Source organism: Aeromonas sp. MR19, from assembly GCF_963899305.1.
Classification (GTDB): Bacteria; Pseudomonadota; Gammaproteobacteria; order Enterobacterales; family Aeromonadaceae; genus Aeromonas; species Aeromonas bestiarum.
Genome location: NZ_CAWQWZ010000021.1, coordinates 41,187 through 53,981 on the forward strand (window position 1 = coordinate 41,187; position 12,795 = coordinate 53,981).

The 12,795-nt window shown below is 61.6% G+C and carries 10 protein-coding genes; 4 read left to right on the forward strand and 6 right to left on the reverse strand.

Going from position 1 to position 12,795, the window contains the following annotated elements; genetic code table 11:
* Positions 1-109: 109 nt before the first annotated feature.
* Positions 110-1,303, reverse strand: a complete 1,194-nt coding sequence (locus AACQ95_RS12985) for an aromatic amino acid transport family protein (protein ID WP_241278696.1) — start codon at positions 1,301-1,303, stop codon at positions 110-112.
* A 302-nt stretch (positions 1,304-1,605) separates the two neighbouring features.
* Positions 1,606-2,592: a catabolite repressor/activator gene (gene cra, locus AACQ95_RS12990; protein WP_241278697.1), complete on the reverse strand. Its 987-nt coding sequence runs from the start codon at positions 2,590-2,592 to the stop codon at positions 1,606-1,608.
* 307 nt (positions 2,593-2,899) lie between these two features.
* Between cra and fruB the strand changes: the two genes are divergently transcribed.
* Genes fruB through fruA form a run of 3 tightly spaced genes read left to right on the forward strand, consistent with a single transcriptional unit; the run spans position 2,900 to position 6,710 of the window.
* A complete protein-coding gene (gene fruB / locus AACQ95_RS12995; protein WP_241278698.1) occupies positions 2,900-4,000 on the forward strand; it encodes a fused PTS fructose transporter subunit IIA/HPr protein in 1,101 nt (366 codons plus the stop codon).
* Positions 4,000-4,989, forward strand: coding sequence for a 1-phosphofructokinase (pfkB, locus tag AACQ95_RS13000; RefSeq protein ID WP_241278699.1), 990 nt, complete (start codon positions 4,000-4,002; stop codon positions 4,987-4,989). Before fruB ends, pfkB begins: the two co-directional genes overlap by 1 nt.
* Complete coding sequence (gene fruA / locus AACQ95_RS13005) at positions 4,986-6,710, forward strand: PTS fructose transporter subunit IIBC (protein ID WP_241278700.1); 1,725 nt, start codon at positions 4,986-4,988, stop codon at positions 6,708-6,710. The genes pfkB and fruA overlap by 4 nt, the downstream gene beginning before the upstream one ends.
* Before the next feature lie 92 nt (positions 6,711-6,802).
* Here fruA and AACQ95_RS13010 read toward each other — a convergent pair whose 3' ends face one another.
* Positions 6,803-7,054: a DUF1289 domain-containing protein gene (locus AACQ95_RS13010; protein ID WP_098984007.1), complete on the reverse strand. Its 252-nt coding sequence runs from the start codon at positions 7,052-7,054 to the stop codon at positions 6,803-6,805.
* A 150-nt stretch (positions 7,055-7,204) separates the two neighbouring features.
* On the opposite strand from AACQ95_RS13010, the gene mltA reads away from it, so the two are divergent.
* Positions 7,205-8,356 carry a murein transglycosylase A gene (mltA, locus tag AACQ95_RS13015; protein ID WP_241278701.1) on the forward strand — a complete coding sequence of 384 codons (1,152 nt, stop codon included), beginning with the start codon at positions 7,205-7,207 and terminating at the stop codon, positions 8,354-8,356.
* Between the two features lie 129 nt (positions 8,357-8,485).
* Here the strand turns inward: mltA and yfaE are convergent, their stop codons facing one another.
* The 3 genes from yfaE to nrdA form a co-directional block, all read right to left on the reverse strand.
* Positions 8,486-8,788, reverse strand: coding sequence for a class I ribonucleotide reductase maintenance protein YfaE (gene yfaE, locus AACQ95_RS13020; protein ID WP_241278848.1), 303 nt, complete (start codon positions 8,786-8,788; stop codon positions 8,486-8,488).
* A gap of 54 nt (positions 8,789-8,842) precedes the next feature.
* Positions 8,843-9,976 carry a class Ia ribonucleoside-diphosphate reductase subunit beta gene (gene nrdB / locus AACQ95_RS13025; RefSeq protein ID WP_043135401.1) on the reverse strand — a complete coding sequence of 378 codons (1,134 nt, stop codon included), beginning with the start codon at positions 9,974-9,976 and terminating at the stop codon, positions 8,843-8,845.
* A gap of 65 nt (positions 9,977-10,041) precedes the next feature.
* The gene (gene nrdA / locus AACQ95_RS13030; protein ID WP_172955343.1) at positions 10,042-12,309 is read right to left on the reverse strand and encodes a class 1a ribonucleoside-diphosphate reductase subunit alpha; all 2,268 of its coding nucleotides are present in this window, start codon (positions 12,307-12,309) and stop codon (positions 10,042-10,044) included.
* Positions 12,310-12,795: the final 486 nt, after the last annotated feature.

The following is a 12,795-nucleotide window of genomic DNA, read 5'->3' on the forward strand; positions in this document are numbered from 1 at the left end:
GTAGCAGAGCAGCTGCGGGCGATACTCGGAGCTGCTTTTGTTATCGTGCCCAATGAAAAGCCCCGCCAGATTGGCGGGGCTTTTCATTGGTATGAGAGGAGCGGGACGCTTACAGCGCGGGCAAGTAGCCGAGGCTGACACTCACCTGCACGCCCACGATCAACACGCCCATGGCGCCGGCCAGGCCCAGGGCCAGCACGCCGCCCGGGGCGCGGTAGTGGTGCGCCTCGGCCCGTTTGCGGCTCTGCCACACCAGGGTCACCGGCAGCAGCACCGCCAGCACCGCCAGCGCGATGGCGGCGTAACCCAGCGCCATGATGAAGCCTTGCGGGAAGTAGAGGGCGAACAGCAGGGGCGGCACGAAGGTGATGAGGCCGGTCTGGCTGCGGCCCTGCCAGTTGTCCTTGCGGCGGGTCACCTTGGCCATGAAGTCAAACAGCCCCAGCGTCACCCCGAGGAAGGAGGTGGCGAGCGCCAGATCGGCAAACAGGTGCATGGCCTGGTTGAAGGCGGGCCAGCTGACCAGGTTGCCGACGTTGGCCAAGAGGCTGTCCAGCGCCCCGCCGGTCTGAAGCAGGGTCTGCTGGCCGAGCAGGCCCAGGATGGCCACCTGCCACAGCACGTAGAGGATGAGCGGCAGGGCGGAGCCCCACACAAACACCCGGCGCAGCCGCTTGGGGCAATCACCGAGGTAGAGCATCACGCTCGGGATGGAGCCGTGGAAGCCGAACGAGGTGAAGATGACCGGCAAGCCTGCCAGCAGCAGACCCTGGCCGAGCGGCATGGAGAGCAGGTGTTGTCCCTCGGCGCGGGGCAGCAGCAGTGCCAGCACCCCCACCATGATCACCAGTTTCACGGTGAACATCAGCCGGTTGAGGTAATCCACCTGCTTGGTGCCGACGCAGACCATGCCGCCGAACAGCAGGGTGAAGGCCCAGGCGGCCTGCTCCTGGCTGACGGTCATGCCGGCATCGGCCATGGCTTGAGCCAGCAGGCTGCTGCCGCCGCTGATGTAGGCGGAGGCCAGCGAATAGAACAGCATCAGGATGCAGAAGGAGGCGATGCGCTTGCCCCAGGGGCCGAGCAGGTGATCCGCCAGCTGGTGCAGGTACCACTTGCCGGTATTGAGGCTGGCTTCCACCTGCAACATGGCGGTGAAGGCCATCAGGGCCCAGAGCCCGACCATCAGCAGCAGGGTGGCGGGTCCGCCGAGGGAAGAGGAGGCCAGCGGCAGGGCCAGCATGCCGGCGCCTATGGTGGTGCCGGCAATCAACAGGGTACAACCCAGGGTCTTGGTGTTCATGGTGTCCATCCAGATCGAGAAACTGCGTATTCAAAAAAGAGTGCCAGTGGCTGTGCTGGCAAGGCGCCTCCGGGGTCGGGACCGGAGGCTAGCGATATCGGAGTGGACGCATCGTTACGAAAAACCCGTGGATTGTAAAAGATGGTTGCCACGTTAACGGATCAAAATAGTGGAAACAAGCCTGTAATGGCGGATTTTGTACTGGAAGGTGGCAATAGGTGGAAATAAAAGATGACAGAAAGGGGCGTTGACTGGTGGAAAAACGCGCCGGCGTGGAGAGCGTCGGCGCGTGAAGGGAGATGTCAGCGGCGACGCTTGAGGGTCCGGCTCACGTAGTGCAGTCCGCACAGGTATTCGCCGTTGATCGCCTTGAGGGCGAGTTCCAGCGCCTGGCTGGCCAGGGCGTCGTGCTGCTGGGGCAGGGAGTTGATGCCAAAGGGGAGGAAGTCGAGCAGGCGATCGTCCCCGAAGGTGGCCATGGCGAGTCGGTTCATGTCGGTCTCCTGCTCCAGCAGGTAGTCCAGCACCCCTTCCATCAATATGTAGGAGGTGGCGACCAGAGCCTCGGGCAACTGGCCGAGTCGCTGGTGCAACTCCTTGATCAGGCGATAACCCTCGGCGCGGGAGAAGTGGGCCCCCTCGCACAGATGGCGCGTGGCGTTGTGGCTGGCGACGGCCTGCTCGAAGCCCGCTTTTCGCTCCTGGCTGATCGTGAGCGCCGGCAGCGCGGTGATCAAGGCGATGTGCTTGAGCGCCGGGGTGAGCAGGGAGGCGGTGAGATCAAAGCTCGCCTTCTGGTTTTCACTGGCGACGGTCACGAACTTGTCGGCGGCCATGGCCCGGTCGATGGCCAGCACATGGATGCCGCGCGCCTGTTGGCGCGGATAGAAGGGATCGTCCGGTGGCAGGCAGCTGGCCACCAGCAGGGCATCCACATGACGGCTGGCCAGCATCTCGGCCAGCTCCTTCTCGGTGGCCGGCTCATCTTCCGAGCAGACGATCAGCAACTGATAGCCCTGGGCCCGGGCACCCTGTTCGAGGCGCTTGGCGAGCTTGGCGTAACTGGCGTTCTCAAGGTCGGGCAGGATAAAGCCGAGGGTCTTGGTCTGGCCGCCGCGCAGGGAGGCGGCGCGGCTGTCCGGTTGGTAGTTGTGGGCCGTGACCACGGCCATCACCTTGTCACGGGTCGCCTGACTGATGCGGTACTGATCGGCCTTGCCATTGATCACATAGCTGGCCGTGGTGCGCGAGACACCGGCGAGGGCGGCGATTTCATCCAGTTTCATCATATTGGCTCTGTTTGAGTTGCAAGGCCCACGGTCACTGCCAGGTGAGGGCACCGAAAAGTGTGCGCGGGATCATATCATTGAAAAGCACTCTTTGTGGGTACTTGATCAATTGGCTGAAACGATTCAGTCTGAGTGTAAGTGAAACGATTCAGCTTGTCAGCAGACAATCGATGACCGGGGATAAAAACCCCGGCTGCTCCCGAAGGGATGCAATCCGGTCTATTGTCAGCAGGTAAATGACCCAAACTTTTTATTGTGTTGATCCGGCGAGCCGCACGGCCAGCCTGGAACCTGATGGAGAATCTCTATGTTGAAGTTGGCGCAGCAGCAGATATTGCTGGGGCAATCGGTGGCGACCAAGGCGGATGCCATCGCCCTGCTGGCAGGCAAACTGACCGAAGCCGGTCTGGTGGAAGCTGGTTATGTGGACGGCATGCTGGCGCGGGAAGCGCAGCACGCCACCTACCTCGGCAGCGGCATTGCCATTCCCCACGGCACCACGGACACCCGTCATCTGGTGAAAAGCACGGGGGTCATGGTGGCTCAATTCCCTCAGGGCATCGAGTGGGACCAGGGGCAGATTGCCTATGTGGCCATCGGCATCGCCGCCAAATCCGACGAGCATCTGGGCATCTTGCGTCAGCTCACCCACGTGCTGGGTGACGAGCAGGCGGCCGAGGCCCTTAAAAATGCCGCCGATGCCGACACCATCATCGCTATTCTGACCGGGGCCACGACCGCCAAAGAGGTGCAGTTCCTGACCCTGGCCGACTTCCCTGCCGACGATCGCGACCAGCTGCTGCTGGGCGCTGCCGCCCGCGCCAAATCCGCCGGTTGGGGGGAGGCCGCCATGGTCACTTCCCTGCTGGCAAGCGAGCCCGTCTATCTGGGCGATGGCGTCTGGCTGGCCCGTACACCCGCGGCCCAGACCGGCTGGGTCGTGGCGACCCCGAGCGCGCAGTTGCAGGCAGGGGAACTGCCGGTCAGTGCCCTGCTGCTGCTGTGCGCCGCCGATGCCAGCCATCTGCCGCAGCTGGAGAATCTGGCCAAACTGGCTGCCGCAGGTCAGCTTGCCACCCTGACTGGCAGCGAAGGGCTGGCCATGCTGCAGGCGGGGCCGGCGAGCGGTCTTTCCGAGACCTTCACCATCATCAATCCCCATGGCCTGCACGCCCGTCCGGGCGCCATGCTGGTCAAGGTGGCCAAGGAGTTCGAGTCCGACATCCGGGTGGCGAATCTGGACGGTAGCGGTGAAGCGGTCTCCGCCAAGAGCCTGATGAAGGTGATTGGCCTCGGCGTCAAGTGTGGCCACCGTCTGGCGTTTCGCGCCGAAGGGGCGGATGCCGAAGCGGCCCTCAAGGGCATTGGCGCGGCCATCGCTGCCGGGCTGGGCGAGGGGGCGCACTGATGGACATAGTGACCATCACCCTCAACCCCGCGCTGGATCTCACCGCTCGCCTCGAGGCCATGAGCCTGGGCGAAGTGAATCTGGTGAGCGAAGCCAATTTGCGCGCCGCGGGCAAGGGGATCAACGTTGCCATGGTCTTGAAAGACTTGGGCCGTGACGTGGGATTGACCGGCTGGCTCGGCGAGGGCAACCAGCAGAGCTTCGTCACCCTGTTTGCCGAGCGGGCCCTGGCCGATCACTTTGTTCGCGTGACGGGCAGCACCCGTATCAACGTCAAGATCTCGGAGCAATCGGGTCGGGTTACGGATCTCAACCTGCCGGGGCTCACCATCCATGAGGGTGAAGTGGCGGCCCTTGAGGCGGCCATCGATGAGCTGGCGCCGCAGGCAGACTGGTTTGTGCTGGCCGGCAGCCTGCCCAAGGGGGTTGTCCCCGATTACTGTGCTCGCCTCATTCGCCTGCTCAAGGCCAAGGGTAAGCAGGTGATCTTCGATTGTAGCGGCCTGGCCCTGACGGAAGGCATCAAGGCAGCGCCGACCCTGATCAAACCCAATCTGGAAGAGCTTGAGCAATGGGCCGGTCGCCCCATCAAGACCCTGAGCGAGCAGGCCGAGTGTGCCCGCGAGCTGCAGGCCCAGGGGATAGCCCATGTGGTGATTTCCAACGGCGCCGACGGCCTGGTCTGGTTTGGTCCGGATGCCACCTGGCAGGCCATCCCGCCGCGCATGAAGGTCGTCAGCACCGTTGGTGCCGGCGACTCCCTGGTGGCGGGGCTGGCCCACGGCCTCAGCCTCGGCTGGGCACCGGAGCAGACCCTGCGTCTGGCCACCGCCGTCTCGGCGCTGGCGGTCAGTCAGATCGCGGTCGGTTTTAGTGATATCGATGTACTGACACCTTTACTCGAGCAAGTGCGTGTGCAACGTCTGGATGACCTTGCCCCGACCCGACTCAATACCCCCTCAATGGAAAACTCAGGAGATGCCCAATGAAAGCAATTCTGGTTACGGCTTGCCCGGCGGGCATTGCCACCAGCTTTCTCGCTGCAAAACGGATAGAACAGCAGGCCAAACTGGCGGGCTGGGAGCTCACCCTCGATGTCGGCTCCAGCGTGCAACCTCGTCAGGTGCCGAGCAAGGAGCAGATTGCCGCCGCCGACCTGGTGCTGGTGGTGGCAAGTAGCCCAGTGGATCTCGCCGCCTATGACGGCAAGCGTGTCTATCAGGGGAGCATGGATCTGGCGCTGCAGGATCCGGCCGCCGTGCTTGACGCCGCCAGCAGCGGTGCCAGCGTCTATCGCCATCAGGCGGCCCCTGTCGTTGCCAAGCCGACAACCGGTGCCAAGCGCATTGTCGCTGTTACCGCCTGTCCGACCGGGGTGGCACACACCTTCATGTCGGCGGAAGCGCTCGAAACCATGGCCAAGCAGCTGGGCCACCAGATCCGCGTCGAGACCCAAGGCTCGGTCGGTGCCCAGAATGCCCTGACCGCGGATGAGATTGCCGCCGCCGATCTGGTGTTCCTCGCCACCGACATCGAAGTGGACATGGCCCGCTTCGATGGCAAGCCCGTCTATCGCACCAGCACGGGCGCTGCGCTCAAGAAGACCCGTGCCGAGCTGGATAAGGCATGGACCGAAGCAACACTCTATCGCCACAGCGGTGCCAGCCAGCCCAAGAAAGAGGAGAAGGCCGGCCCTTACAAGCACCTGCTGACCGGTGTCTCCTTCATGCTGCCCATGGTGGTGGCCGGTGGCCTCATCATCGCCATCTCCTTCATCTTCGGGATCGAGGCGTTCAAGGTTGAGGGAACCCTGGCTGCCGCCCTGATGAAGATCGGCGGTGGCTCGGCCTTCGCCCTGATGATCCCGGTACTGGCCGGTTACATTGCCTACTCCATCGCCGACCGTCCGGGTCTGGCGCCCGGCATGATAGGCGGTATGCTGGCAAGTTCTCTCGGCGCCGGCTTCCTCGGCGGTATCGTCGCCGGTTTCCTGGCCGGTTACTGTGCCAAGTACCTGAGTGACAAGGTGCGCCTGCCGGTGACCCTGGAAGCGCTCAAGCCCATCCTCATCATTCCGCTGGTTGCCAGCCTGTTTACCGGTCTGGTGATGATCTACGTGGTGGGCGGTCCGGTTGCGGGCATCATGAGTGCCATGACCACCTTCCTCAACAACATGGGCTCTGCCAACGCCGTGCTGCTGGGTGTCATTATCGGTGCCATGATGTGCTTCGACATGGGTGGCCCGGTCAACAAGGCCGCTTACGCCTTCGGGGTAGGCCTGCTGGCCTCCAAGACCTATGCTCCCATGGCTGCCGTGATGGCCGCCGGCATGGTGCCGGCACTGGGAATGGGGATCGCCACCTTCCTGGCCCGCGCCAAGTTCATCAAGGCGGAGCAGGAAGCGGGCAAGGCCTCCTTCGTACTGGGTCTGTGCTTCATCTCCGAGGGGGCCATTCCGTTTGCCGCCAAGGATCCGATGCGCGTCATCCCGGCCTGCATGGCGGGGGGCGCCCTGACCGGTGCGCTCTCCATGCTGTTCGGCTGCGAGCTGGTTGCCCCTCACGGTGGTCTGTTCGTGCTCTTCATCCCGAACGCCATCAGCCATGTGTTCATGTACATACTGGCCATAGCGGCAGGCTCCCTGGTGACCGGAGTTGGCTACGCCATGCTCAAGCGCGGCGAAGCGCAGGCCAAGCTGGCGACGGCGTGACAAGCTCACAACCATGAGTGACAAGGCGGCCTGCGGGCCGCTTTTTTTATGGCTGATGAGAAAGGGATAAAAGAGGGAGGTGAGAGGGGGATTCAAAAATCCCAGCCGGCCTGCGCTTGCTCACTGGCCTGGATGGCTTCTTGCGCCTTGCGACGGGCGGCGTCGACCCGGGCCTTGCGGTTGCGGCACAGGCGCATCACCTCCTGCTGCTCGGCGGGGGTCATGGTGAGCCAGTTGAAGCGCTCCTCCCGATTGCGCAGGCAGCCCTTGCAGTAGCCCTTGTTGTTCACTTCGCATACCCCTATGCAGGGGCTCTGCAGCGGGAAGATCTCGAGCTGTTCCATCCATGGCCTCTCACACCTTGTTACCTTGTTATAACCCAGAAGATCCCCTTTGGAGAAATCCACTGCCAAGGGGCTGATGGCGTTTGCTTTCCCCCTGCAAATTTGGCATCTTCCCCGCCAAGCATGAGGCTTGGTGTTATATGAGGACATATGAATAAACACGCGTACTGGCTGACTGCCGCAGTGCTGGGGCTGGCCGGTTGTGCGGGCAACTCTGATCAAGCACAGGTGCCCAAGAAGAAACCCGAGGCCAGATGTTTTCTCAACTGCGAGGTGCCGGAAAATCTGGGCAAGCAGTATCTGGACGGCCCCCTGCCGGATGATCTGGTGCGGGTAGAACGCGTCAACAGTCACCAGCGCGCCGACTACAGCAAGTTCGGTCCCCAGAGCCGGCTGGTGCTGGAGCGCTCCGGCAAGATGACCCGTCGCTATGGCGAGCTTTATCGCCAGCTATCCCGCTGGGTCGCCAATGGCGGCAACCCGGCCCAGATCACCCGGTACGGCATCAGCCTGGCCCAGCTGGGCGGCGCCGATCGCATGGGCAACGTGCTGTTTACCGGTTACTACTCGCCGGTACTGGAGGTGCGTCATCGCCCGGATGCCAAGTACAAGTACCCCATCTATGCCATGCCCAAGTGCGGTGGCCGCTGCCCGAGCCGGGCCGAGATCCACCAGGGGGCGCTGGCCAACCGGGGGCTGGAGCTGGGTTACAGCAAATCCCTCATCGACAACTTCCTGATGGACGTACAGGGCTCGGGCTTTGTCCACTACGGCGATGACGATCGGTTGCAATACCTGGGTTACAGCGGCAAGAACGGTCACGGCTACGTGAGTATCGGCCGTGTGCTGATCGATCGCGGCGAAGTGCCCAAGGAGCAGATGTCCATGAAGGCCATCAAGGATTGGGCCAACAGCAAACCGGAGGAGAGCGTCAAGGAGCTGGTGGAGCAGAACCCTTCCTATGTCTTCTTCGAGCGTCGCCCCACCAATGACGTGATCGGCGCCGCCGGCATTCCGTTGTTGCCGCTGGCGGCCGTGGCGGCCGACAAGACACTGCTGCCGATGGGCACCCCCATCCTTGCGGAAGTGCCCCTGCTCGACAAGGCGGGCAACTGGACCGGCAAACACCAGCTGCGGCTCTTGATCGCGCTGGATGTGGGTGGCGCCGTGAAGAAGGGGCACCTGGATCTCTACCATGGCATGGGTGAGAAGGCTGGCGTGGCCGCCGGTCACTACAAGCACTTTGGTCGGGTCTGGAAGCTGGGCCTGCACCAGGGACCGACCGCAGCGCCCTGGCTTTGAAGTCAATCAAGGGGCTCTGACGGGTCAGGGCCCCAAGCCAGAGACGAGCGATAAAAAGACGAGCGATAAAAAAGCCGCCGGAGCAATCCGGCGGCTTTTTGTTTGGCGAAGTGTGTGGTGCTTGCTGCGTCAGCCTTTCTTGATGTCCAGCCGGATGGCACCGACCGGTTTGCAGCAGCAGGGCAGGCATTCGCCTGGGGAGACGAATGCCAGCGGCACATTGGGGTAGTGCACAGAGCCTGCCAGCAAGGGCGTGCGGCAGGCGCCGCAATAACCGCTGCGGCACTGGAACTCCAGATGATGGCCGTGGCGCTCCAGGGTCTCCAACAGGCTCTCGCCGGGATGGGCGAGCAGGGCGCCGTCGCGGGTATGCACCAGCGGCGCCTGTGGGGCCTCCTGCCGTGTTGCAGGCTGCGGGGCAGGGGCCTGCATCTTGACGGTGTCACTCACCGCGCGACGTCACCGAGGCCATCAGGGTAAACCTCATCACAGCTCGAAATCACCCAAGTCATCGGCGTGCACTTCACTGTCGATCTGGCCGACCAGGTAGGAGCTCACTTCCACTTCCTGGGGGGCGACCTGCACGTTGTCGGACGACAGCCAGGTGTTGATCCAGGGAATCGGGTTTTGCTTGGCCCCGGCAAAGGCTGGCTGCAGACCGACCGCATTCATGCGCAGGTTGGTGATGTACTCCACGTACTGGCAGAGGATGTCCTTGTTCAGGCCTATCATGGAGCCGTCCTGGAACAGGTACTCGGCCCACTCCTTCTCCTGAATGGCGGCTTCCTTGAAGATCTCGAAGCAGGCCTGCTCGCACTCGGCGGCAATCTCGGCCATCTCGGGGTCGTCCTGGCCGGTGCGCATCAGGTTCAGCATATGCTGGGTGCCAGTCAGGTGCAGCGCTTCGTCGCGGGCGATCATCTTGATGATCTTGGCGTTGCCTTCCATCAGCTCGCGCTCGGCGAAGGCGAAGGAGCAGGCGAAGCTGACGTAGAAGCGGATCGCCTCCAGCGCATTGACGCTCATCAGGCACAGGTAGAGCTTCTTCTTCAGCTCGCGCAGTGTGATGGTGCGCATCTGTCCGGCGACGCTGTGGGTCCCTTCACCGTGCAGGTTGTAGAGCGCGGTCGCTTCAATCAGGTCATCGTAGAAGCAGCTGATGGAGCCGGCGCGCTTCAAGATCTGCTCGTTGGTCACGATATCGTCGAACACCTGGGCCGGGGTGTTGACGATATTGCGAATGATGTGGGTGTAGGAGCGAGAGTGGATGGTCTCCGAGAAGGCCCAGGTCTCGATCCAGGTTTCCAGCTCCGGAATGGAGACCAGCGGCAGCAGCGCCACGTTCGGGCTGCGGCCCTGGATGGAATCCAGCAGGGTCTGGTACTTCAGGTTGGAGATGAAGATGTGCTGCTCGTGGGGCGGCAGCGCCTGATAGTCGATGCGGTCGTGGGAGACATCCACCTCTTCCGGGCGCCAGAAGAAGGAGAGCTGTTTCTCGATCAGCCGTTCAAAGACTTCGTGTTTTTGTTGATCATAACGGGCCACATTGACCGATTGGCCAAAAAACATCGGCTCTTTGAGCTGGTCGTTTTGGGTTTGGCAGAAAGTTGAATAGGCCATGGTTACCAGAATGTATTGAATGGATAAAACAGGAGAGCGGGAGCTTGTCGCTCCCGCCCGGTTAATCAGATCTTGCAGGCGCCACCGGCACAACCGTCATCCAGCATATCGGCTTGTGCGTCATCCGCACCATCACGGGTGTTGTGATAGTAGAGGGTCTTGAGGCCGTATTTGTAAGCGGTCAGCAGATCCTTGAGCAGCTGCTTCATCGGTACCTTGTTGCCTTCGAAACGGGCGGGGTCGTAGTTGGTGTTGGCGGAGATCGCCTGATCCACAAACTTCTGCATGATACCGACCAGCTGCAGATAGCCATCGACGCTCGGTTGCTTCCAGAGCAGTTCGTATTGATCTTTCAGGCGATGATACTCGGGCACCACCTGTTTGAGAATGCCGTCCTTGGAGGCCTTGACCGACACCAGGCCGCGCGGCGGCTCTATGCCGTTGGTGGCGTTGGAGATCTGGCTGGAGGTCTCGCTCGGCATCAGGGCGGTCAGGGTGGAGTTGCGCAGACCCACAGTCTTTATCTCTTCACGCAAGGTTTCCCAGTCCAGGTGCAGCGGCTCGTTGCACAGGTTGTCGAGATCCTTTTTATAGGTATCGATGGGCAGAATGCCCTGGGCATAGGTGGTCTCGTTGAAGGCCGGGCAGGGGCCGAACTCGCGGGCCAGCTGCACGGAGGCCTTCAGCAGGTAGAACTGGATCGCCTCGAAGGTGCGGTGGGTCAGCGCCAGACCGGAACCGTCGGAGTAACGGGCGCCGTTCTTGGCCAGGTAGTAGGCGTAGTTGATGACGCCTATCCCCAGGGTGCGACGGTTCATGCTGCCTTTCTGGGCGGCCTTGAGCGGGTAGTCCTGATAGTCGAGCAGGGCATCCAGAGCGCGCACGGCGAGATCCGCCATCTCTTCCAGATCTTCCAGCTTCTCGATGGCACCCAGGTTGAAGGCAGACAGGGTGCACAGGGCAATCTCGCCCTCTTCGTCATCCACGTTGTTGAGCGGCTTGGTGGGCAGCGCGATTTCGAGGCAGAGGTTGGACTGGCGTACCGGCGCCACGCTCGGATCGAACGGGCTGTGGGTGTTGCAGTGATCCACGTTCTGGATGTAGATGCGACCGGTGCCGGCGCGCTCCTGCATCATCAGGGAGAAGAGATCGACTGCCTTGAGGGTCTTCTTGCGAATGGCCGGATCCTGCTCGTACTTGACGTAGAGCTGCTCGAACTTGTCCTGATCCGCGAAGAAGGCGTCGTACAGGCCGGGGGCATCGGACGGGGAGAACAGGGTGATGTCGCCGCCCTTGATCAGGCGCTGGTACATCAGCTTGTTGATCTGCACGCCGTAGTCCATGTGACGGACCCGGTTCTCTTCCACGCCGCGGTTGTTTTTCAGGACCAGCAGGCTCTCCACTTCTGTGTGCCACAGCGGGTAGAACAGGGTGGCCGCACCGCCGCGCACGCCGCCCTGGGAGCAGCACTTGACCGCGGTCTGGAAGTACTTGTAGAAGGGGATGCAGCCGGTGTGGAAGGCTTCACCGCCACGAATGGGGCTGCCCAGACCACGGATGCGCCCGGCGTTGATGCCGATGCCGGCGCGCTGGGAGACGTAGCGCACGATGGCGCTGGCGGTGGCATTGATGGAATCCAGGCTGTCATCGCACTCGATCAGCACGCAGGAGCTGAACTGGCGAGTCGGGGTGCGCACGCCGCTCATGATAGGCGTCGGCAGGGAGATCTTGAAGGTCGAGACCGCATCGTAGAAACGCTTGATGTAGTCCAGACGGGTATCTTTCGGATACTTGGAGAAGAGGCAGGCCGCCACCAGGATATAGAGGAACTGCGGGCTCTCGTAGATCTCGCCGGTGACGCGGTTCTGCACCAGGTACTTGCCTTCCAGCTGCTTGACGGCGGCGTAGGAGAAGTCCATGTCACGCCAGTGATCCAGGTGCTCGTTGAGTTCCTCGAATTCGGCCTGGGTGTAGTCGGTCAGCAGGTGCTTGTCGTACTTGCCCATGTCTACCAGACGGGCGACGTGCTGGTAGAGGTGGGGCGGCTCGAACTGGCCGTAGGCTTTCTTGCGCAGGTGGAAGATGGCCAGACGGGCGGCCATGTACTGGTAATCCGGGCTTTGCTCGGAGATCAGGTCAGCAGCGGCCTTGATGACGGTTTCGTGGATATCGGCGGTACGGATGCCGTCATAGAACTGGATGTGGGACTTGAGTTCCACCTGGGAGACAGACACGTTGTCGAGTCCCTCGGCGGCCCAATCCAGCACGCGGTGAATTTTATCCAGATCGATGGGTTCTTTGTGGCCGTTACGCTTCGTCACAAACAAGTTCATTGGCTGATGACCTTTAGTTGATTCCCGAAAAACCATCGCACGGCCTTGACCTCCTGGCCGTGATCGGCTGCGGGAGGTGGGGGCGTATTGTGCGATGAATCACAAGATATAGTGTTATTTTAAGTTCGAGCTACAAGATAGTGAGGTCTACCCGGCTTTGCAATCTGTGGATAAGGCATTAGCTGTGGATAAATTGTGGGTGTCGCGACCCAGGTTAGTGGATGCTCACAGTGAGTGGGTTTTCATGCGTCCGATCCGGTAAATGCAAGTCTGATGATCGAACATGGAAAATTTAAATAACTTTTTTTGCTTGCGAAAACGGGGTGTTTTTACTAGCAAATTCAGTCTGGTTATCCCTTGTGCAGCAAGGGTCAAAAGGTGTCCTGTCCCAGTGTGTTAGCGGTTGCCAAATGGCAAAAACGGGAGATCACTCCTGATCTCCCATCGCATCCTGGCGTACCCACGAACATCCATATGTTGGTGCTC

Coding starts and splice junctions, on each gene's coding strand:
- fruA (WP_241278700.1), top strand. CDS start 4,986: ATGAAAGCAATTCTGGTTACGGCTTGCCCGGCGGGCATTGCCACCAGC.
- pfkB (WP_241278699.1), top strand. CDS start 4,000: ATGGACATAGTGACCATCACCCTCAACCCCGCGCTGGATCTCACCGCT.
- nrdA (WP_172955343.1), bottom strand. CDS start 12,309: ATGAACTTGTTTGTGACGAAGCGTAACGGCCACAAAGAACCCATCGAT.
- nrdB (WP_043135401.1), bottom strand. CDS start 9,976: ATGGCCTATTCAACTTTCTGCCAAACCCAAAACGACCAGCTCAAAGAG.
- mltA (WP_241278701.1), top strand. CDS start 7,205: ATGAATAAACACGCGTACTGGCTGACTGCCGCAGTGCTGGGGCTGGCC.
- AACQ95_RS12985 (WP_241278696.1), bottom strand. CDS start 1,303: ATGAACACCAAGACCCTGGGTTGTACCCTGTTGATTGCCGGCACCACC.
- cra (WP_241278697.1), bottom strand. CDS start 2,592: ATGATGAAACTGGATGAAATCGCCGCCCTCGCCGGTGTCTCGCGCACC.
- AACQ95_RS13010 (WP_098984007.1), bottom strand. CDS start 7,054: ATGGAACAGCTCGAGATCTTCCCGCTGCAGAGCCCCTGCATAGGGGTA.
- fruB (WP_241278698.1), top strand. CDS start 2,900: ATGTTGAAGTTGGCGCAGCAGCAGATATTGCTGGGGCAATCGGTGGCG.
- yfaE (WP_241278848.1), bottom strand. CDS start 8,788: ATGCAGGCCCCTGCCCCGCAGCCTGCAACACGGCAGGAGGCCCCACAG.